The organism is Nocardia arizonensis, from assembly GCF_001310275.1.
GTDB lineage: Bacteria > Actinomycetota > Actinomycetes > Mycobacteriales > Mycobacteriaceae > Nocardia > Nocardia arizonensis.
On the sequence record NZ_LGYZ01000107.1, the window covers coordinates 64,454 to 84,830 of the forward strand.

Genomic DNA, 20,377 nt, shown 5'->3' on the forward strand with positions numbered 1-20,377 from the left:
GGCTCCCATAAATGGCAGTTACTAGATTTTGATATTAACTGTCATTTAGTCGTAGATGTCAATATGTGCGATCGCCCCGACCTCGCCTCGCCGTGGCCGCACTCGCCGACCTGCCCGATAGGCTCGACGCCGATGACAATCCGGGACCTTCGCCGCACCGCCGTGCGCATTCTGACGGCCACGCTGGTCACCGCGGCAGTGACCGGCGGTTTGTCCGCCGCGCCGTCCGTGGCGGCACCGCCGAGCAGCACCACGACCACACCGTTCACCACGCCGAACACCGACGGCTGTCCGCAGAAGAATCAGCCGCCCGCGCCGATCGATCTGTCCGAGGTGCCCGCGCCCGGCGCGGTGACACCGACACCGCTGGCCGTGCCGTCACCCGTGGTCGGCGGGACACGCATGGCCGAATGCGGCGTGGTGCTACCCACCGACGCACCGCCCGCCCCCGAGGAGATCTCGGCAACGGCCTGGATGGTCTCCGACCTCGACACCGGCGAGGTGCTGGCCGCCAAGGACCCGCACGGCCGCTACCGCCCCGCGAGCACGATCAAGGTGCTGCTCGCCACCGTCGCGCTGCGCAGCCTCGACCTGAACAAGACGGTGACCGGCACCCAGGCCGACGCCGATGCGGACGGCACAAGGGTCGGGATCGGCCCCGGCGGCCGCTACACCAATCGCCAGCTCATGCAGGCACTCATCATGGCCTCGGGCAATGACGCCGCCCACGCCATCGCGGCGCAGCTCGGCGGCGACGAGGCGACCGTGGCGAAGATGAACGAGACCGCGAAATCGTTGCGCGCCTTGGACACTCGCGCCGCCAGCCCCTCCGGCCTCGACGGTCCGGGCATGAGTACCTCGGCCTACGACCTGTCGGTGCTGTTCCGCGAGGCCATGACCATCCCGCTGTTCGCCGAACTCATCCGCACCGAACAAGTCGATTTCCCGGGCTTCCCGAAGGACCCGAACGTCCCGGACGACGTCGACCACCCCGGCTTCCCCATCGCCAACGACAACCAACTGCTCTACAACTACGAGGGCGCGCTCGGCGGCAAGACCGGATTCACCGACGACGCCCGCCAGACCTTCGTCGCCGCGGCCCAGCGCAACGGCCGCCGTCTCGTCGTCGCCCTGCTCAAGGCGGACGTGCGACCCATTCGCCCGTGGGAGCAGGCCGCCCGCCTGCTCGACTACGGCTTCGCCCTGCCCAGCGGCGCACAGGTCGGGTTCCTTCCCTCGGCCGTCCAGCGCTCGGACAAGAACTCCGCCACCCTCGCCGCCCCGCCCACCGGCGTCGTCCGCGTGGACGACACCGTCCAGCAGGCCGAACCTCCCACCGAAGAACACCGCCCGGCCCTCAGAACCGCCTTGGCGGCAGGCGGCGTGATCCTGGTCCTTGCCCTGCTCCTCGGCGCCCGAGCAGCCAACCGCCCCCGCAGACGCTGACCGCAGGCCTGCACGTCTGTCGGCACGCCTGATTCGGCACTCGCGCCCGCGCCACCGTCACGGCCCGCCGAATTCGGTTGCGGCCGCGGCTTTCCTGGACGCCCCGGCGACCCGTGGGCCGCGGCGGAATCGGGTGAGGACGAGGGCGGCGAGTGCGCCGGCGCCGAAGTAGAGAGGTGCGATGGCGGGAACGGCACGCGAGACCACGCGGGGGCGGATGAGGGCGGGGGGCGGCGCCGGGATCTGTTCCTCGCGCTGGTTGTCCGAGGCGGTGGCGGCCCAAGCGGTCGCGAACAGCAGAATGCGATAGGTGATGTAGCTGAAGACCATCAGGCCGATGATCGATCCGAACGTCGCACCCGCGGGGCTGCGCAGGACGATCCGCAGGTAGATCGTCGCCACGATCTTGAACAGTTCAAAGGCCACCGCGGCGAGCAGCGCCGCCTTGGCGGCACTCTTCAAGGTGACGGGTTCGCGCGGCAATCGCGCGATGATCCAGGCGAATACGGCCCAGCTCGCCAGCACCGCGAGCACGATGGAGACGATCGCGAGCAGCACGCGCGCGACCGGGAGTTCGCCCATGCCGAGCGCGCGCAGCACCCGGGAGCCCAGGGTGCTCGACCCGAGGGCCGACAGGCCGAACGACACCACGAAGGCGAGTCCGAGGCCGACCAGCGCGCCGAGATCGGAAAGCTTGCCGAGCAGCCAATTCGGTTCCTGGGTCTGCTGATCCCACTGTTCGGTCAGCGCGGCGCGCAGATTCGCCATCCACCCGAGTCCGGCGTATGCCGCACCGAGCAGACCCAGCACCCCGACCGTGCCGCGCGACGCGATGGCCTGGTCGATCAGATCGTTGATCTGGTCGCCCAGCGATCCCGGGATGTTCTCGACGATCTTCTGCTGCATCTCCACGAGTAGATCCGCATGGCTGTTCAGAACGAACCCGGCCACCGCGAAACCCACCATCAGCAGCGGAAACAGCGACAGCACCGTGAAATAGGTGATACCCGCCGCGTAATGGTCACCGCGCCGGCGCTGATAACGTCCGCCCGCCCGGATCAGATGGTCGAGCCACGGTCGCGCCCGCACCCGCCGCTCGACCCCGGCCTTGATGTCGTCGATCACCTGCACCTGTCCAGCCCCTTCGACCGAGACCCCGCAGGCGCCGCGTCACCGAGTCAAGAAGCCCACTCGGTCGTAGACCTGCGCGAGGGTGTTGCCCGCGATCTCGCGCGCCCGCTCCGCTCCGCTCGAGAGGACACGATCGAGTTCGCCCTGATCCGCCAGATACTCTTGCACCTTCGTCCGCAGCGGCGTGACGAACTCCACCAGAGCGTCGGCCACGTCGGATTTCAGGTCACCATAGCCCTTACCCGCATAATCGCGTTCCAATGCGACGATCGGGGTGCCCGTGATCGAACCGAGAATCACCAACAGGTTGCTGACGCCGGGTTTCGCCTCCGGGTCGTAACGAATCTCACGTTCGGTGTCGGTGACCGCGGAGCGAATCTTCTTGGCCGTCACCTTCGGATCGTCGAGCAGGTTGATCAGGCCCGCGTCGGTGGAGGCCGACTTGGACATCTTCGCCGTCGGATCTTGCAGATCGTAGATCTTGGCGGTGCCCTTGACGATATGGGCCTCCGGCACCACGAAGGTCTTCTTGAAGCGGGTGTTGAAGCGCTGGGCCAGATTTCGGGTCAACTCGAGGTGCTGGCGCTGATCCTCGCCCACCGGCACCTGATGCGGACGGTAGAGCAGGATGTCGGCGGCCATGAGCACCGGATAGGTGAACAGGCCGACGGTCGCGTTGTCGGCGCCCTGCTTGACCGACTTGTCCTTGAACTGCGTCATCCGGCTCGCCTCGCCGAATCCGGTGATACAGCTGAGCACCCACGCGAGTTCGGCGTGTTCGGGTACCTGACTCTGCACGAACAGCGTCGAGCGCTTCGGGTCGATACCGAGCGCGAGCAGTTGCGCGGCCGCCGCCTTGGTGCGCGCGCGCAACTGCTTCGGGTCCTGCGGCACGGTGATCGCGTGCATATCGGGGATGAAGTACAGCGCGTCGTAATCGTCCTGCATCGTCACCCAGTACTGCAGCGCGCCGAGATAGTTGCCGAGATGGAACGATTCGCTGGTTGGCTGGATCCCGGACAGCACACGCTGCTTGCGTTCCGCTACCGGGGCTTGCGCGGGACTGGACATACCCCCGATCTTTCCATGCCGCTCAAGCCGAATTCCGGGCCGCCCGGGTGGCCGTTCCGACGCCGGGCATACTCGGCCGCCCGGTGCGCGCGAGCTCCTGTTCGCGTCGGGAGATGAGGGTGTAGAGCGGTGCGCTCGGCCCGACCAGGGTGTCGCGCAGCGGCGGGCGCACCAGCGGCGGGGTGATGTGCGCGCCGCGCACGGCCTGGGCCAGCGCGCGGAAGGCGACCTGGTCGGCGGCGTTCCAGCGCATGCCGTACATCTGCTTGATGCGCGGTGGCAGCGAACCCTGCACCAGCAGATAGTAGGCGGAGCCCACCTGCCGCAAGGGCATCCGCTGCCGGTAGGGCACGCGCAGGCCGGCGAGATAGGACCCGACCAGACGAGCCTCGTCGGTGAGGAACAGGTCCTCGGAGGCGAGGTAGTCGTCGAAGTAGCGACGGAATGCCGGGTAGTTCGCGGGCGCGGCGTCGGCGGGCATGCCGAACAGTTCGCCCCAGCGCACGTAGTCCTGGTAGAGCCCTTCGCGTTCGCCGTCGGTCAGGGTTCGCACGAGCAGGTCGTGCATCACCTCGGCCGAATCGAAGGTGAAGGCCATCGTCATGAACATCAGGTGCGGGTCGAGGGCGGAGTAGCCGGTGCCCGCGGGATGGCACGATCCGGCGTCCTCGGGCAGAGCGCCCGAGACCCGGGCGTGCTTCTTGCCGGTGAAGGCCAGCGCGCGATCGGCTTCGGCCTTGGTGCCGAGAAAGACCGCCTCGAACAGTTTGCCGGTGATGGCGAGCCGGGTGTAGGGGGTGGCCCTGTGTTCGGTGTTCTCGGCCGTGCCCACATACAGCAGCGGGTTCACCGCGCCGATCACCAATGCGCGCTGACCATAGGTGAGGCCGACCGCTCGTTTGCTCATCACCCGCCGCACCATCGAGTTGTCGGCGAAATAACCGTGATCGGACATGGATCCTCCTCGTCGAGCGCATCTGGCAATAGAATCCTCCAGATTCTCGATTCTGGCAATACCCGCTGCCGAATTCTGCGGCGTGTCAGAATCGACGGGTGACAGCGCAGCGGACATACGGCGGGGTCTCCGCGGACGAGCGTCGCGCACAGCGCCGCACGGCCCTGCTCGACGCCGCACTGGAGATCATCGGCACCCAGGGATTCGCCAAACTCACCGTCTCCGGGCTGTGCGCTCAGGCCGGGCTGAACGAGCGCTACTACTACGAGAGTTTCGACAGCCGCGAAGCCGTGCTGAGAGGGGTGATCGACCGGATCGCCGCGGAGATGGCGGCGGCCATCGCCGACGCCCTACGCACCGCGCCCGCCGACTCGCGCGCCAAGGCGCACGCCGCCATCGCCGCGGGCGTGCTTCTGCTCACCGACGACCCGCGTAAGGCCAAGGCATCGTTCATCGACGGACTCGCCACCCCCGAATTGCGCGCGCGCACCATCCAAACCGTGCGCGTATTCGCCCGACTGGTCGCCCACGAGGGCATCGGCTTCTACGGTATCGAGGCCGACGACCCGATCATCGATTTCCGGGCCACCTACCTCGTCGGCGGCCTGATCCACACCCTCACCGGCTGGATCCAGGGCGACCTGACCATGACCCGCGAGGAACTGATCGACCAAACCACCGACGTGTTCGTGCTGCTCGGCGAGGATCTGGCCCGCGGCAGGCGCTGACCGCCGCGCGTCAGTCCAGCGCGAGCGTGGCGACGCGCGCCGAGGGCGGCTCGCCCTGGAAGACCACGCGGAAGGCGACCTGCCGCTTGGCCCAGTAGTCGGCGCAGTCGCGCATGGCGCCGGCGAACCAGTCACGTTCGCGCGGTTCATCGGCCAGCAACGCCGAGGAATTGCGCACCACGGCAACGTATCCGGGTGCCGCGCCGAGGAAATCGTCCAGATCGCGCAGGCATTCGTCGAAGGCGTCCTTGTTCTCCCCGAAGTAGTACGGGAATTGGAACGCCGCGGCGAACTCGTCGAAAACACCACCGACGCCGCGCATTTTCTCGGCCCGCAGCTCGCGTACCCGATAGCCGGCGGGCACGCGATGGCGCACACTGCTCAGCTCCGCCGCGTCCACCGCCAGCGCGCCGAGCGAGGGTCCGGCCGATCGCGACACCGCCGCGACCATCGGGGCCGCGCCGAGGGCGGTCGGTCGGGCCAGGAACTGCGACAGCGGAACCGACTTCGACATCAGCGCATCCTCGTGAAGGTCGTGTAGTGGTCACCGGTGTACCAGGCCGAGCCGTCACTACCGGTGACAATGCGTTCGGCGTCGCGGGACCGGTTGGGCTGCTTGGGATTGACATCCCATTCCCGATAGCTGATCGCCCGGCCGCCGGTATCGGTGCGGGGCAGATCGCCGCCGCGGTTGTGCCATTGCTCCCCGCCCTTGGTGCCAGGGGCATTGGCGGAATCCGGCCAGCGGCCCGCGTCGATCTCGACCAAAGTGGCGTAGGCCCGATCGGGCACGCCCGGCGCGTGGATCGGCGCATCGACCGCAACGGCGGCCGAGCGCGCGGACGCACTCGCCTGGACGGCGGCGGTGGCACTCGCGGCACCCCCTCCCGATCCCATATCGCCGCCGCACCCGGCGAGCACCGCCGACAAAATGACGACGATCGCCGCGAGTAGGGCGGACAGGCGCATCGGCCTCATCTCGCGGCTCATCGGTACTGCACCGTCACCGGTGCGTGATCCGACCAGCGCAGGGCGTAGGTCGCGGCACGCTCGACAACAGCCTGCTTGGCCCGTCCGGCGATATCGCCACGCGCCAACTGGTAATCGATGCGCCACCCGGCATCGTTGTCGTAGGCGCGTCCGCGATAGGACCACCAACTGTAGGGACCGGGCACACCGGGATGCAGCGCACGCACTGTATCCACGTATCCCGCGGCCAGGATGTCGTCCACCCAAGCGCGTTCGCCCGGCAGGAATCCCGCGTTCTTCACGTTGCCTTTCCAGTTCTTGATGTCGAGTTCGGTGTGCGCGACATTCCAGTCGCCACAGATCACGAAATCCCGTGCCCGCGACTTCAGGTGATCGCCCAATTCGCCGAGAAAGCGGTACTTCTCGTCCTGGATAGGAGTGCCGGCCTCACCGGTGTGCACATACACACTGGCGACGGTCACCTCGTCGAAATCGGCCTCGATGAAACGGCCGACGCCATCGAATTCCGCACTGCCGAATCCGACCCGTACGGCGGTCGGCTCACGCCGGGAGAGGATGCCGACGCCCGCCCGCCCCTTGAGCGCGGGTTCGGCATGCGACAGATACCAGCCTGCGTCGAGCGCGGGGGCGAGTGCGGCGCGGGTCTGCGCCTCGGTCGCCCTGGTCTCCTGGATGCAGATGATGTCGGCCTCCGTGACGGCCAGCCACTCGAGCATCCCCTTACCGACCTTGCCCGTAGCGGCTCGAACGCCGTTCACGTTCACCGTAGAGATGATATTGGCCACCTATGGACCGTACAATGCTGGTCAGACCTACCCGACCCCGGACACCACGTCCAGGAAGGGGTGAAGACGATGACGTCCGACACCTCCAAGCCCAGGGTCCCCGCCGCGCGCGCGGCCGCTTCGAAGTCTCCGGTCAAGAAGAAATCCACCGCCGAGGGCGGTTCCGCCGCTCGGACACGGGCGAAACAGGCACCCGCACGGCGTCGGGCGCCCGCACCCGATATCCGCCCGAAACCCGTCGAGGCGCTGCATATCGGGTCGGGTGATCCGCTGCTGCTGCTGCACGGATTCCTGCTCTCGCCGCACAGCTGGGAGCAGACCGCCAATCGCCTGGCCACCCAGTGCGAGGTCTTCGCGCCCGCGCTGGCGGGTCACTGGGGCAGCCGCGTGTCCGACGGCTGGTCGACCGACATCGGGACGCTGGCCGACCGTGTCGAGGCCCAACTCGACGCGCTCGGCTGGCACACCTGCCATATCGCGGGCAATTCGCTCGGCGGCTGGCTCGGTATCGAACTGGCTCGCCGCGGCCGGGCGCGCACCCTTACCCTCATCGCGCCCGCGGGCGGCTGGAGCACCCCGTCGATCGCGCAGGCACGGGTCGGCCTGAAATTCCTCTCGCTTTTGCCGCTACTCGAAATCGGCAGGCGCATGGGTGATTTCGCGATCGGCAATATGATGACCCAGCGCTTCGCCGCACTGTGGCTTAGCAAGAACGCGGCCACCGCACCGCGGCGTGATCTCGCGGCCGCCATCGCATCGGCACTGCGCTGCGAGGTGTTGCTTCCCATCGTGCTCGGCGGGTTGCGCGGACCCGCGATGGCGGACATGTCCACCCTCACCACGCCGGTGCGGCTGCTGCTGGCCGAATACGACCGGGTCATCCCCAATCGCACCTATGCCCGCCGCTTCCTGCGGGAACTGCCCGAATCGGCGGATCGCATCCTCATGAACGGGGTGGGTCACGTGCCCATGCTCGAGGCGCCGGACCGCATAGCGACCCTCATCGCCGAACACATGTACGCCAGCCGCACGCGGCTGCGCGCGGTCTGAACCCGGATCCGGGCGCCGCACGGCGCCCGGATCGCATGGCTCACCGAGCCAGCAGCCCCTTGGCGATGTGGGTCACCTGGATCTCGTTGCTGCCCGCGTAGATCATGAGCGACTTGGCGTCGCGGGCCAGTTGCTCCACGCGGTATTCGGTCATATAGCCGTTGCCGCCGAACAACTGCACCGCTTCCATGGCGACCTCGGTGGCGGCCTCGGAGGCGTACAGCTTGATCGCCGACGCCTCCGCCAGAGTCGGCGGCTTTCCCGCGCGCCCGCGCTCGAGCACGCTGAAGACCATGTTGCGCACATTGATCCGGGCGATCTCCATCCGTGCCAGCTTCAACTGGATCAGCTGGAAGCGACCGATCTCCTGACCCCACAGCGTGCGGCTGCGCGCGTAGTCCACGCAGAGCCTGCGGCATTCCTCGATGATGCCGAGCGCCATGAAGCCGACGCCGATCCGCTCGGCGGTGAAACTGGTGCGGGCGCTGTCGCGTCCGTCGCCGCCTCGGTGTTCCTCGGTCTCGCCGAGCAGTCGGTCCCGACCGAGGCGGACATTGTCGAAGAACAGTTCACCGGTGGGCGAGGAGTGCAGGCCCATCTTCTTGAACGGCTTGCCCTGGGTGAAGCCCTCCATCCCCTTGTCGAGGACGAAGGTGAGCACCTTGCGTTCGCGCTTGTCGACGCCGTCGCCCTCATCGAGCTTGGCGTAGACGATCACCACGTCGGCGTACGGGCCGTTGGTGATGAAGGTCTTCCGGCCGTTGAGGATGTAGTCCTCACCGTCGCGTCTGACGTAGGTCTTCATGCCGCCGAAGGCGTCGGAACCGGAGTCGGGTTCGGTGATGGCCCAGGAGGCGACCTTGCGCATGGTCGCGATGTCGGCGAGCCAGCGCTGTTTCTGGGCGAGGGTGCCGCGCGAGCGGATGGTGGACGCGCCGAGTCCGATGGACACGCCCATCGCGCTGACCAAACCCATGCAGACGCCGGACAATTCGCCGATGACCACGGCCATCATGGAGTCCTGCGCGCCGAATCCGCCACCGTCGTCGGACTTCTCCGATTCCGCGGGGGTGTCACCGGCGGCCGCGGCTTCCTCGCGCGCAAGCGCCTTCTGCACCGCCGCCTCGGACATCGCGTCGATACCGAACTGCGCGAACAGTTTCCGTATGATCGGATACGGCGGGATCGCACCGCTGTCGAGGTCGTCGAGGTTCGGCCGGACCTCCTTGTCGATGAAGGCGCGCACGGCGTCGCGGACCATCAGGTCGGTTTCGGACCATTCGAACATCGGTGTTCTCCTACCTCGGCGGTATCGGCCGCCGGCCGTGTCTTGGGATGGGTGAGCTCACGGCAGCCGCGCGGCGATGTCATCGATGAGCCACGGCCCCTCGGCTTCGACATGTCCCACGGTGATTCCTGCCGCCGGTCAGCGCTCGGCGCGCTGGTAGGCGGTGACAACGGCCGCTCCGCCGAGCCCGATATTGTGCTGTAGGCCCGCGGTCACCCCCTCGACCTGGCGTTTGTCGGCCGCGCCGCGCAGCTGCCAGGTGAGTTCGGCGCATTGCGCGAGTCCGGTGGCGCCGAGCGGATGACCCTTGGAGATGAGTCCGCCGGAGGGGTTGACGACCCACGCGCCGCCGTAGGTGGTGGCCCCCGCGTCGATCAGGCTGCCCGCCTCGCCCGGACCGCACAATCCAAGGGCTTCGTAGAGCAGCAGTTCGTTGGCGGAGAAGCAGTCGTGCAGCTCGATGACCTGGAAGTCGTCCGGCCCGAGTCCCGATTGATCGTAGACCCGCCGGGCGGCCTGGACGTTCATGTCGTAGCCGATGAGATTCTTGGCGGTGCCGTCGAAGGAAGACCGGAAGTCGGTGGTCATGGCCTGGCCGACGATCTCCACCGCCCGCGAGGACAGATCGTGCCGGTCCACGAAGTCCGCGCTCGCCAATACCACCGCGCCGGAGCCGTCGGAGGTCGGTGAGCACTGCAATTTGGTGAGCGGGTCGTAGATCATCCGCGCGGCGAGGATGTCGTCGAGACTGTATTCGTCCTGGAACTGCGAATACGGATTGTCGACCGAATGTTTGTGGTTCTTGTGGCCGATCTTGGCGAAGTGTTCGGCGGTGGTTCCGTACTGCTTCATGTGCTCGCGGCCCGCGGCCCCGAACATCCACGGCGCGGGCGGGAAGGCCGCCTCGGAGATCTCGGCCAGCGCCATGATGTGCTTGGCCATGGGCTGTTCGCGATCGTCCCAGGTGGACCCGAGCGAGCCGGGCTGCATCTTCTCGAAACCGAGCGCCAGGGTGCAGTCGGCCAGACCGCCGCGGATGGCCTGAGCCGCGAGATAGAGCGCCGTGGAGCCGGTGGAGCAGTTGTTGTTCACGTTGACGACGGGAATGCCGGTCATGCCGAGTTCGTAGACCGCGCGCTGACCCGAGGTGGACTCGCCGTAGACGTAGCCGACGTATGCCTGTTCGATCTCGTGGTACTCGATGCCCGCGTCCGCGAGCGCCTTGGTACCCGATTCGCGTGCCATGTCGGGATAGTCCCAGGCACTGCCGTCCTCGTTCTTGCGCCGTCCGGGCTTCTCGAACTTCGTCATGCCGACGCCGATTACGTAGACCTTGTTCGTCATCGAACTCCCTCGGATTGACCGTCCGCGCGCCCCGTGCGAACGCTGGGGCGATCCTCACCGGACCGAACACAAACATACAAATCTGTATGTAACTACGCAATAGGTGGCGCACGCACCCGGGGCGATGGTCCGCAACGGAATGAGCTCGAACGCGGTTCGACGAACAGGATCAGTCGGCCCGGCGCGCCCTGGCGTCGTGCACGATGGCGCGCAGATGCGCGCAGGCGCGCCGCCAGCGACGATGGGCGCGCTCGGCGTCGGCCTCGATGAAATTCGAGACGAGGATGCCGCGCAGCGCGTCCATCGCGGTGTAGATGAAATCGCGCGCCTCCTTGCGGCGCATCTCGTCGGGAACGAACCGGGCCACCGCCATCAGCACCGCGTTGTTCACGAACGGTTCGACCTTCTCCATCGCCGAGGCCAGCACCGGATCGGTGCGCCCGGCCACCCACAGCTCGACCGTCGCGACGAACATCGGGCCCTGATGCAGTTCCCACAGGAAGTCGAGCGCCGCGTCGACCGGATCGACCCCGACGACCACCCGATCCATCTCGCGCATGGCGGTCTCGGCCCGGCGCTGGGCCAGATGACTGACCGCGGCCACCACGAGATCGGCCTTGGATCCGAAATGATGGACCTGGGCGCCGCGGGTCACGCCCGCGCGCTCGGCGACTCGCGGCGTGGTGGTCCCGGCGTAGCCGTACTCCACCAGACAGTCGATCGTGGCGTCGAGCAGTCGCGTTCGCATCTCACTGCTGCGCTGCTCCTGGGTGCGCCGACGCGGCCTGACGGACTCGGTCCCGGTCATCCGCAGGATTCTACACTTACATACAGATGTGCATGTTCATGACCGGATGGTGACGAGTCCCGTGCACGAACGGCCCGACCGGCGCTGCTCGACACCGTGATCGCGAACAGTCTCAGACCGAGCACCGCGCGCCGATGGCGCGGACGCGGCGTGCCCGAGCCCGCCGCGATGACGAGACCACCCACGCGCCATGTTCAGGCGGCATCATCGAGCGTCGCGGCGAGTGGCCGGTCGACATGCCGTCGAAGTCGACGGTTTCGACCGCGAGTGGGCAGCCCCTGCGGGCGGCGCAGCGCGCCGAGTTCGGCGCGGGGGGTGATTCGGTGAGTTCGGGAACGAAACGCGAGCCGGGGGCCGGCGATCAAGGCGACTACCGCGTGGGCGTCGTGCCGTCCGAGCCAGGTCGCTACGGGAACGCCGACGACGTTGGCGGCGCTCGACCCCAGCATAACCGCGGCAACAGCCTCGGCGCGGCGTCCCGCGTGGCCGAGGTCGCCGCGGACGGGGCGGCGGCGGCCTGAGACGAATCGGGCCGGTCCCGTGACCGAGTCCATAGCGGCTCGGCGAGCGGACGCGCCCGAATCAGTCCGGCGCTGGGATGGCCCAGCGCCGGAGGCGGGGATGGGCCGCGCGGCCAACCCCCGGCGGCTCAGCGCAGCGCGCGGGCCAGATTCTCGTCGAGCGCGCCGAGGAATTCCTCGGTGGTGAGATAGCCCTGGTCGCCGCCGACGAGCAGCGCGAGGTCCTTGGTCATCTGACCGCCCTCGACGGTCTTGATGACGACATCCTCGAGGGTCTGCGCGAAGCCGATGACCTCGGGGGTGTTGTCCAGCTTGCCGCGGTGCTCGAGGCCGCGGGTCCAGGCGAAGATCGACGCGATCGGGTTGGTCGAGGTCGGCTTGCCCTGCTGGTGCTGGCGGTAGTGCCGGGTGACGGTGCCGTGCGCGGCCTCGGCCTCACAGGTCCTGCCGTCCGGGGTGAGCAGCACCGAGGTCATCAGGCCGAGCGAACCGAAGCCCTGAGCCACGGTGTCGGACTGGACGTCGCCGTCGTAGTTCTTGCAGGCCCAGACGTAGCCGCCCTCCCACTTCATGGAGGAGGCGACCATGTCGTCGATGAGGCGGTGCTCGTAGGTGAGCCCGGCCGCGTCGAACTGGGTCTTGAACTCGGCGTCGAAGATCTCCTGGAAGGTGTCCTTGAACATGCCGTCGTAGGCCTTCAGGATGGTGTTCTTGGTCGACATGTAGACCGGGTAGTTCTGCGCGAGACCGTAATTGAACGACGCGCGAGCGAAGTCCTCGATGGACTTGCGGAAGTTGTACATGCCGAGCACGACGCCGCCGTCCTCGGGCATCTTCACCACCTCGTGCACGATCGGCTCGCTGCCGTCGTCGGGGGTGAAGGTGAGGGTGACGGTGCCGCCCTGGAACACCTTGAAGTCGGTGGCGCGGTACTGGTCGCCGAAGGCGTGACGGCCGATGATGATCGGCTTGGTCCAGCCGGGGACCAGACGCGGAACGTTGGAGATGATGATCGGCGCGCGGAAGATCGTGCCGCCGAGGATGTTGCGGATGGTGCCGTTGGGAGAGCGCCACATCTTCTTCAGGCCGAATTCCTCGACTCGGGCCTCATCCGGGGTGATCGTCGCGCACTTGACGCCGACGCCGTGCTCTTTGATCGCGTTGGCGGCGTCGATCGTGACCTGGTCATCCGTCTTGTCGCGGTATTCGATGCCGAGGTCGTAGTACTCGAGGTTCACGTCGAGATACGGGTGGATCAGCTTGTCCTTGATGAACTGCCAGATGATCCTGGTCATCTCGTCGCCGTCGAGTTCTACGACGGTGCCTTCAACCTTGATCTTGGACATGGATCTTCGTGTCCTCCTAGGATGGTGCCCTCATTGCACGGCCAGGCGAACACGCTTGTGAGCGGACCCCAGCTGTTCCAACAGACAACGTATATGTCCCGCGTTGTCGGCGGGACGTGTGGTGCAAACAAGACAAGCGTACTGCTGGTCCCGTCCGCTCCGCGCGGGGAGGTGCCACTGTGCGTAACCTCGCAGCGTACCGAGTATCGGCCGAGATTTGTTACCCATAAGTAGATTAGAGGTGACGATCGGCACGCCGACAGGTCCGCGCACCGGCATCCGGCCCACGGACCCGGTTCGCCGGACAGCGGTGACGGCGCCCCGCCTCGGCCCCCTCGATCAGCGCCGCAGGCCGGTCGCGGATCACGAGCGATGATCGGTGTCACGGCGAGGAAGGATCCGGCGACGACATGGAAAGCGGATCGCCCGGAGCGTGATGGCCGACGGCGACCCCCGAGACCGCGGCGCGGGCCGCCCGCACCGCCGTGATCACCGCCTACACCGAGTTCCGGCGCAGCTGCGCGCCCGAACTCCCGGCCGCGACGGTGTGATTTCCGGTACGGAATTCGGGCGTTGACCGGGCGCCAGCTACCATGTCCCTCAGGTCATGAGTGCCAGCGCCAAGCCCCGGCTCGCTGGACGGCAACCCTCCAGCTGCGGTGGGGTGCTCCGGGTGATGACCGGGTTCCCGAAGGCCGGGAGCAAGCGCGCTGTTTCAGGAGGATTCCGCAATGTGTTGTTGTCCGTCGCCCGTCTCGCGATAACCCTCAAGTCCGGCGAACAACCCATCTGGAGCACATATGAGCGACCCCACCGCATCCCCTATCGATCCCACCGAATGGTCCTTCGAGACCAAACAGGTGCACGCGGGGCAGGCGCCCGACGAGGCGACCGGCGCGCGAGCGCTGCCGATCTACCAGACGACCTCCTACGCCTTCCGCGACACCGACCACGCGGCGGCGCTGTTCGGCCTGGCCGAACCGGGCAATATCTACACCCGGATCATGAACCCCACCCAGGACGTTGTCGAGCAGCGCATCGCCGCGCTCGAGGGCGGGGTGGCCGCGCTGCTGCTTTCCTCGGGTCAGGCCGCGGAGACCTTCGCGATCCTCAACCTGGCCTCGGCCGGTGACCACATCGTCTCCAGCCCGCACCTCTACGGCGGCACCTACAACCTCTTCCACTACACGCTGCCCAAGCTCGGCATCGAGGTCTCCTTCGTCGAGGACCCGGACGACCTCGATCAGTGGCGCGCCGCCGTCCGGCCCAACACCAAGGCCCTCTACGGCGAGACCATCGCCAACCCGAGCAGCGCCATCTTCGACATCCGCGGCATCGCGGACGTGGCGCACGCGGCGGGGGTTCCGCTGATCGTGGACAACACCGTCGCCACCCCCTACCTCATCCAGCCACTCGCGCACGGCGCCGACATCGTCGTGCACTCGGCCACCAAGTACCTCGGCGGACACGGCGCGGCCATCGCCGGTGTCATCGTCGACGGCGGCACCTTCGACTGGACGGTGCGCGACGCCAACGGCGATTCCAGGTTCCCCGGTTTCACCATCCCCGACCCGAGCTATCACGGCGCGGTCTTCGCCGACCTCGGCGCACCCGCGTACGCGCTCAAGGCGCGCGTGCAGTTGCTGCGCGACCTCGGTTCGGCGGTCTCACCGTTCAACGCCTTCCTCATCGCGCAGGGTCTGGAAACCTTGAGCCTGCGGGTCGAGCGGCACGTTGCCAACGCGCGGGCGGTGGCCGAATTCCTCGCCGGTCACGAGGAGGTGGTCACCGTGTACTACGCCGGTCTGCCGACCTCGCCGTGGCATGCGCGCGCCCGGGAGCTCGCACCGAAGGGCGCGGGCGCGATCGTCGCCTTCGAACTGCGCGGCGGCGTCGACGCGGGCAAGAAGTTCGTGGACGCGCTCACCCTGCACAGCCATGTCGCCAATATCGGTGACGTGCGGTCGCTGGTGATCCATCCCGCCTCGACCACGCATTCCCAGCTGACCCCGGAGGAACAGCGGGCGGCGGGCGTCACGCCCGGACTGGTTCGCCTGGCCGTCGGCATCGAGGGCATCGATGACATCCTGGCCGATCTACGAGCCGGGTTCGCGGCGGCGACGACGTGAGCGTGAGCACCGAGCCGAGTACCGACCGTCCGGCGAGAGGTGCGGCCTTGCTGCCGCCGCCGGACGGGCAGTTCGGCGTGATCGCCATCGGGGACGTCGCGCTGGAGAGCGGCGCCGTCGTCCCCGACGTGCGGCTCGCCGTCCAGCGCTGGGGCGAACTGTCTCCCGCCCTGGACAATGTGGTACTCGTCGAGCACGCGCTGACCGGGGATTCGCATGTGGTCGGCCCGGCCCGCGGCCGGCACACCCAGCCCGGCTGGTGGGACGGCCTGGTCGGTCCGGGCGCCGCGGTCGACACCGACGAATGGTGCGTGATCGCGACCAACGTGCTCGGCGGCTGCATGGGCAGCACCGGGCCCTCCTCCCCCGCCCCCGACGGAAAGCCCTGGGGTGCGCGGTTTCCCGAGATCTCCATTCGCGACCAGGTCACCGCGGAGATGACGCTGACCCGGCTGCTCGGCATCGAACGCCTCGCCGCGGTGGTAGGCGGATCGATGGGCGGCATGCGGGTGCTCGAATGGATGATCGGCGCACCCGAACGCGTCGCCGCCGCACTGGTTCTCGCGGTCGGCGCGCGCGCCAGCGCCGACCAGATCGGCACCCAGACCACCCAGATCGCCGCCATCAAGGCCGATCCCGATTGGCAGGGCGGCAACTACCACGGCACCGGCCGCGCCCCGATGGCCGGTATGGGTATCGCGCGGCGCATCGCCCACCTCACCTACCGCACCGAAGGCGAACTCGACCACCGCTTCGAGAACCACGCGCAAGACGGCGAGGACCCGTGGCGCGGGGGACGATACGCGGTGCAGAGCTACCTCGACCATCAGGCCGAAAAGCTCTGTAGCCGTTTCGATCCCGCTACCTATGTCCTGCTCACCGAGGCCATGAACCGCCACGACGTCGGCCGCGTCCGCGGTGGCATCGCGGCGGCGCTGGCGTCCACCCCCGTGCCGTGCGTGGTCGGCGGCGTCGACTCCGATCGCCTCTACCCCCTCCACACCCAGCGCGAACTGGCCGAGGCGCTGCCCGGCTGCGACGGACTCGAGGTCGTGCATTCGCGCGACGGGCACGACGGCTTCCTCACCGAAACCGCGGCCGTGTCGAAGCTGCTGCTCGAGACCATGCGACTGGCCCGCGAATCCCGCTGAGGCTCAGCCGACGCCGATCGTGGTGATGGTGGCCGCCAAGGTCACGATGACCGCGCCGAGCAGGGTCAGCGTCGCGACGTCGAACGGCCTGCTGCGCACGGCCAGCAGACCCACCCGTGCCGTGGGCAGGCACAGCCGGAACGCCGCCGCCAGCAGGGTCGCGCCGCCGAAGAAGAGTGCGCCGCGGCGCCAGCGGTCGGAGGCCACCAGGACCACCGCCGCCGCTATGACCAGTGTCACGACAACCATCGGCAGGTGGCAGCGCAGGAATTGGGCCCATGCGCTGTGCTGCCTCGCGGTGGATGGTTCGGCGTCGTTCACGGGGGTGATTGTCGCATGATGGGCCGCCGCGGGGGCCGTCGCGTCTCGGTGACGAGGTGAGCCGGCAGCCGCGGAACCGGCATTGTCTCTGTCCCGCAATCGTTCTCGGCATCGGCGGCCGAGACCGGCCCCGCCGCCTTGACCGGCGGACGGGTGGGGCAGCAGACTTGGCTCGGGTCCCGTCGATTCGACGGGACGCGTTCATCGGGGACGAATCGGGGGAAGATCATGCGAATCGCACGTGCCGCCACGATCGTCGCTCTCGTGACCGGAGTCGGCATCATCGCCGGATGCGCCGACGATCCGGTCGCGGGATCGGCGACGCCGAGTTCGGTCGCGTCGGCGGTCGCTCCCACCACCGTCGCGGACCCGACGCCGGAATTCGGCCCCCTCGGCTACGGCAGGTTACGGCTCGGCATGAGCATGCTCGACGCCCAGGCCACCGGGGAGATCGCCCAGGTCGAGGACATGGGCGGTGATCCGCCGGGATGCGGGCGCTACACCACCAAGACCGGTGCGAGCGGGTTCTACAAACAGGGCGAAATCGTCGCGATCATGCACAACAAACTGCCCGCCCGCACACCGGAGGGCATCGGCGCGGGCTCCACCGCCGATCAGGTGCGAGCCGCCTACCCGACGCTGAAACTCGGCCACAACTGGAGTTCGGCCGATGTCCCGGGCCAACCGGCCCACTACGGATTCCTCGGCATCCGCCAGCAGAGCGCGCCGGACGCAAAGGTCACCCAGATGCTGCTCTACAACGACAACGACACCTGTCACAACTAGAGCGTCCGTCCCCTGCCGTACCGCCTCATCCCCGCACCCGGCTTCCGGCTACGACGCTTCGGGCTTTGCCCGCGTCCGGTCGGGCTTGACACGACAATCGGCCACGACCGCGCCCGCGGCTATAAGGCCGATCTCAGATCAGATCTGCGTGATGCCGTCCGCAGTGATGGCAGTTCCGTAGACTATCTCCCGAATGATCTTCTCCGGGTCGTTCCGGCTGTCGAGAGGAATCACATCGACAGCGGACCGACCTGCATGACTTGGCCATACCAAGGCGATCTCATACCCTGAAACCGTCTGCACCAGAACCACCTGACGGTCACCGTCGATATGTTTGAACAGCTTGTCGACCTTTGCCTGAATAGCAGGCCAAGGCTCCCAGATTACTGCGATCGGCCGTCGACGGGCAAACTCCGGCCATCTACTGATGGGAATCTCCTGAAACCGCAATGGCGGCCAAGGACGCAATTCGTCCATCTCCTCTATAACCCAACCGATAAAATTCCGAATATCACCTTCGGAAAATGCGACACGCACGACGGTATCTAGCTCTTCGCCCGAGTCGAGCGCGGCAACCAACGCCTCGTATTCCTCATCGCGGCTCAGATCACCCAACGGCCGCGTAACCAAACTGTCCGCAACACGGCCCGCTTCCCTCCTGTCCAATTCGGATGCGAACTGTGACATGTACAACACCGAGTTGAGAACCGGTCGCCAATTGTTGCCCATACAATTTCCGCCTTTCACCGCGTAGCCGTCATCTGAACCTGCGACGAGTCGATCGTAATCCCTTTGCCTCGCAGGTTATCGACCACCTGCTGCGTGAAGTCCTGTGCGGGCTTGTAGTGCCCACTCTGATCAGTGATAACCCGCAGTTCGCCATTCACAACCTGCGCCTGCACCAGATACCGGTTGGCCGGCCAGAAAGCTCGAGTGATGGAACTGGCCCGGCGCATGGTATGTGGAGGCGTACAACTTGCCGTTCTCGTCCATGACAAAAATCGCCTTACCGTCTCCCGAATGCGCAGTCGAAGCCGCTGTTGTATCGAACAAGTTGCCGTTGGCATCATAGATCTTTCCGTCACGCACGGTCAGTTCATATGCTTTCCGTTCCTCAGCACTCAGATACTTGACCGCACTACCCGGCCATATACTGTTCCCTGGAATATTCTCGCCAACGTATCGGGGATCCATCTGAGTTGCCCTGAATCGCGGCGTCACGACTTTTGCGGCAATATTGTCAAATTTTGTCTTTATCATCCCGAGAATACGCTGAAGCTTGTCCAGCAAGGTCTTCGCCGAAGACTTGAGCTTCACCGCAGTTGCAAGTTTGGCGGCACGGACAATATCGGCGATCTTGCGAGCGTAACCTGCGATCTTGGCTGCAATTCTTCCGCTACGCGCTGCGGCAACTGCTGCAGCACCGAACCCGGCCGAAAGCGCACCTGCAACTACGGAGAAAACCACCGTCGTCGCGACCTCTACTGCAATATCCTTCGCGAGGTCTTCGAGCAAACTCTTTAGCTGGGTACGCAGTTCGTCGATAGCAGCTTTTTGATCACGGCACGATTGAGCGAGGTCATAAAACATCGCGACGATGTCTTCGGCGGCCACTTTCAGGTCCCGAATATCTTCATCTATGTACGATGATTCGGGCGCGGTTACAGCATCGAAGCTCCTGGCTACCCCTTCGAGTTTCTCTGCCAATCCCCCTGCTCCACCGCTCTTAGCAAGTTTCTCCCAGGCGTCAGCGGCCGCGATGAGCTTGTCAGGATCTCCGTCCGGGATGGGGATGCCCACAGCAGCGGCGATATTGAGGCCATCATCGACCAGGCCACTGCCCGGCCCTCCCGCGCTGGCAGGTGGCAATGGACAACTGTTCCACGCGGTTGGAAGCGTTGGTGGTTGACTTGGTTCCGGGCGACCTGTGCCGTGCTTGTAGTCGGCTAAGGCATAGTTGTATCCGGCCTGCTGAAGGATACCAGCGTAGTTGTCGATCGCCCGAGTCAGCGAACTCGCGAGTAGATACACATCCATCGCAGCGTCGTCATAGGAGGTAGCTCAATCTTTGCAGGCTCCCACTGTCCCGCCCATTCCCTCGCTTGCGGCGAGTCCAGACATCGCCGACGTGAACTCCCGATGGAAATCGACCGCATAGCTGTTCAAATTCGCGGCTGATAGGCTGTAGATGAGGGGATCTACATTAAAGTCTGTCACGAGTTTCTACCCTCGCCTCAGCATGCGTAGATTCGCCGTAGCCGCCGCTTCATAGCGGTCGCGAGCATCTACAATCGCCTGCCTCATTACGGCGATACCATCGCTGACGTCTGTAGCCCCGGCGGTCCATTCGCGAAAAGCTTCGGCCTGAGCATCTGCTGCCGCGCCAGTCCAGGTCTGTTGAACGGCGGAGATTCGCTGCTGCAAGCCCTGTAAGCTATCTTCGAGAAATCCGATGAACCCGCTGACACGGGCAATGATTTGCTCGAGTTCGGCTATATCGACCCGGAACGGTTGGGTTTCGTCCATC

Annotated in this window: 21 protein-coding genes and 1 riboswitch; of the genes, 7 read left to right on the top strand and 14 right to left on the bottom strand. The window is 66.5% G+C overall.

The window, feature by feature from the left end; all coding sequences use genetic code 11:
* The first annotated feature begins 132 nt into the window (after nt 1–132).
* Nucleotides 133–1,446 (top strand): D-alanyl-D-alanine carboxypeptidase family protein, encoded by a 1,314-nt coding sequence (locus APZ21_RS24865; RefSeq protein WP_054815696.1) that lies wholly within the window; start codon nt 133–135, stop codon nt 1,444–1,446.
* 57 nt (nt 1,447–1,503) lie between these two features.
* Here the strand turns inward: APZ21_RS24865 and yhjD are convergent, their stop codons facing one another.
* Genes yhjD through APZ21_RS24880 form a run of 3 tightly spaced genes read right to left on the bottom strand, consistent with a single transcriptional unit; the run spans nt 1,504 to nt 4,603 of the window.
* Complete coding sequence (yhjD, locus tag APZ21_RS24870; protein ID WP_054815697.1) at nt 1,504–2,577, bottom strand: inner membrane protein YhjD; 1,074 nt, start codon at nt 2,575–2,577, stop codon at nt 1,504–1,506.
* A 39-nt stretch (nt 2,578–2,616) separates the two neighbouring features.
* Nucleotides 2,617–3,648 (bottom strand): tryptophan--tRNA ligase, encoded by a 1,032-nt coding sequence (trpS, locus tag APZ21_RS24875; protein WP_054815698.1) that lies wholly within the window; start codon nt 3,646–3,648, stop codon nt 2,617–2,619.
* Nucleotides 3,649–3,670: 22 nt separating this feature from the next.
* On the bottom strand, nt 3,671–4,603 hold the full coding sequence (locus APZ21_RS24880) for an oxygenase MpaB family protein (protein ID WP_054815699.1): 933 nt from the start codon (nt 4,601–4,603) through the stop codon (nt 3,671–3,673).
* A gap of 98 nt (nt 4,604–4,701) precedes the next feature.
* Here APZ21_RS24880 and APZ21_RS24885 point away from each other — a divergent pair, with 98 nt between their 5' ends.
* On the top strand, nt 4,702–5,331 hold the full coding sequence (locus APZ21_RS24885) for a TetR/AcrR family transcriptional regulator (protein WP_054815700.1): 630 nt from the start codon (nt 4,702–4,704) through the stop codon (nt 5,329–5,331).
* A 10-nt stretch (nt 5,332–5,341) separates the two neighbouring features.
* Here the strand turns inward: APZ21_RS24885 and APZ21_RS24890 are convergent, their stop codons facing one another.
* Genes APZ21_RS24890 through APZ21_RS24900 form a run of 3 tightly spaced genes read right to left on the bottom strand, consistent with a single transcriptional unit; the run spans nt 5,342 to nt 7,106 of the window.
* Nucleotides 5,342–5,845, bottom strand: a complete 504-nt coding sequence (locus APZ21_RS24890; RefSeq protein ID WP_054815701.1) for a barstar family protein — start codon at nt 5,843–5,845, stop codon at nt 5,342–5,344.
* Nucleotides 5,845–6,321 (bottom strand): guanyl-specific ribonuclease, encoded by a 477-nt coding sequence (locus tag APZ21_RS24895; protein WP_054815702.1) that lies wholly within the window; start codon nt 6,319–6,321, stop codon nt 5,845–5,847. Before APZ21_RS24895 ends, APZ21_RS24890 begins: the two co-directional genes overlap by 1 nt.
* Nucleotides 6,318–7,106 carry an exodeoxyribonuclease III gene (locus tag APZ21_RS24900; RefSeq protein ID WP_054815703.1) on the bottom strand — a complete coding sequence of 263 codons (789 nt, stop codon included), beginning with the start codon at nt 7,104–7,106 and terminating at the stop codon, nt 6,318–6,320. The genes APZ21_RS24895 and APZ21_RS24900 overlap by 4 nt, the downstream gene beginning before the upstream one ends.
* Before the next feature lie 69 nt (nt 7,107–7,175).
* Between APZ21_RS24900 and APZ21_RS24905 the strand changes: the two genes are divergently transcribed.
* Nucleotides 7,176–8,156: an alpha/beta fold hydrolase gene (locus tag APZ21_RS24905; RefSeq protein ID WP_082393439.1), complete on the top strand. Its 981-nt coding sequence runs from the start codon at nt 7,176–7,178 to the stop codon at nt 8,154–8,156.
* A gap of 40 nt (nt 8,157–8,196) precedes the next feature.
* On the opposite strand, the gene APZ21_RS24910 is transcribed toward APZ21_RS24905, so the two are convergent.
* The 3 genes from APZ21_RS24910 to APZ21_RS24920 all read right to left on the bottom strand — a co-directional run bounded on the left by APZ21_RS24910 (nt 8,197) and on the right by APZ21_RS24920 (nt 11,596).
* The gene (locus APZ21_RS24910) at nt 8,197–9,444 is read right to left on the bottom strand and encodes an acyl-CoA dehydrogenase family protein (RefSeq protein WP_054815704.1); all 1,248 of its coding nucleotides are present in this window, start codon (nt 9,442–9,444) and stop codon (nt 8,197–8,199) included.
* A gap of 138 nt (nt 9,445–9,582) precedes the next feature.
* Nucleotides 9,583–10,788: a lipid-transfer protein gene (locus tag APZ21_RS24915; protein WP_054815705.1), complete on the bottom strand. Its 1,206-nt coding sequence runs from the start codon at nt 10,786–10,788 to the stop codon at nt 9,583–9,585.
* 169 nt (nt 10,789–10,957) lie between these two features.
* Nucleotides 10,958–11,596: a TetR/AcrR family transcriptional regulator gene (locus APZ21_RS24920; protein ID WP_054815706.1), complete on the bottom strand. Its 639-nt coding sequence runs from the start codon at nt 11,594–11,596 to the stop codon at nt 10,958–10,960.
* 134 nt (nt 11,597–11,730) lie between these two features.
* On the opposite strand from APZ21_RS24920, the gene APZ21_RS36490 reads away from it, so the two are divergent.
* Nucleotides 11,731–12,117, top strand: coding sequence for a hypothetical protein (locus tag APZ21_RS36490; protein WP_054815707.1), 387 nt, complete (start codon nt 11,731–11,733; stop codon nt 12,115–12,117).
* Between the two features lie 128 nt (nt 12,118–12,245).
* Here APZ21_RS36490 and APZ21_RS24930 read toward each other — a convergent pair whose 3' ends face one another.
* Nucleotides 12,246–13,463 carry an NADP-dependent isocitrate dehydrogenase gene (locus APZ21_RS24930; protein WP_054815708.1) on the bottom strand — a complete coding sequence of 406 codons (1,218 nt, stop codon included), beginning with the start codon at nt 13,461–13,463 and terminating at the stop codon, nt 12,246–12,248.
* A gap of 603 nt (nt 13,464–14,066) precedes the next feature.
* A riboswitch (SAM riboswitch) is annotated at nt 14,067–14,177 on the top strand.
* A gap of 86 nt (nt 14,178–14,263) precedes the next feature.
* Between APZ21_RS24930 and APZ21_RS24935 the strand changes: the two genes are divergently transcribed.
* Complete coding sequence (locus APZ21_RS24935) at nt 14,264–15,592, top strand: bifunctional o-acetylhomoserine/o-acetylserine sulfhydrylase (RefSeq protein ID WP_054815709.1); 1,329 nt, start codon at nt 14,264–14,266, stop codon at nt 15,590–15,592.
* Nucleotides 15,589–16,743, top strand: coding sequence for a homoserine O-acetyltransferase MetX (metX, locus tag APZ21_RS24940; RefSeq protein WP_082393431.1), 1,155 nt, complete (start codon nt 15,589–15,591; stop codon nt 16,741–16,743). The genes APZ21_RS24935 and metX overlap by 4 nt, the downstream gene beginning before the upstream one ends.
* A gap of 3 nt (nt 16,744–16,746) precedes the next feature.
* Here the strand turns inward: metX and APZ21_RS24945 are convergent, their stop codons facing one another.
* Nucleotides 16,747–16,992, bottom strand: coding sequence for a DUF3017 domain-containing protein (locus APZ21_RS24945; RefSeq protein ID WP_054815733.1), 246 nt, complete (start codon nt 16,990–16,992; stop codon nt 16,747–16,749).
* Between the two features lie 300 nt (nt 16,993–17,292).
* Here APZ21_RS24945 and APZ21_RS24950 point away from each other — a divergent pair, with 300 nt between their 5' ends.
* Nucleotides 17,293–17,850 (top strand): hypothetical protein, encoded by a 558-nt coding sequence (locus tag APZ21_RS24950; protein WP_054815710.1) that lies wholly within the window; start codon nt 17,293–17,295, stop codon nt 17,848–17,850.
* 138 nt (nt 17,851–17,988) lie between these two features.
* Here the strand turns inward: APZ21_RS24950 and APZ21_RS24955 are convergent, their stop codons facing one another.
* The 3 genes from APZ21_RS24955 to APZ21_RS24960 all read right to left on the bottom strand — a co-directional run bounded on the left by APZ21_RS24955 (nt 17,989) and on the right by APZ21_RS24960 (nt 20,376).
* Nucleotides 17,989–18,579: a hypothetical protein gene (locus tag APZ21_RS24955; RefSeq protein ID WP_156371316.1), complete on the bottom strand. Its 591-nt coding sequence runs from the start codon at nt 18,577–18,579 to the stop codon at nt 17,989–17,991.
* A 129-nt stretch (nt 18,580–18,708) separates the two neighbouring features.
* A complete protein-coding gene (locus tag APZ21_RS34390) occupies nt 18,709–19,887 on the bottom strand; it encodes a hypothetical protein (RefSeq protein ID WP_156371317.1) in 1,179 nt (392 codons plus the stop codon).
* 186 nt (nt 19,888–20,073) lie between these two features.
* A complete protein-coding gene (locus tag APZ21_RS24960) occupies nt 20,074–20,376 on the bottom strand; it encodes a WXG100 family type VII secretion target (protein WP_054815712.1) in 303 nt (100 codons plus the stop codon).
* Between the last annotated feature and the right edge of the window lies 1 nt (nt 20,377).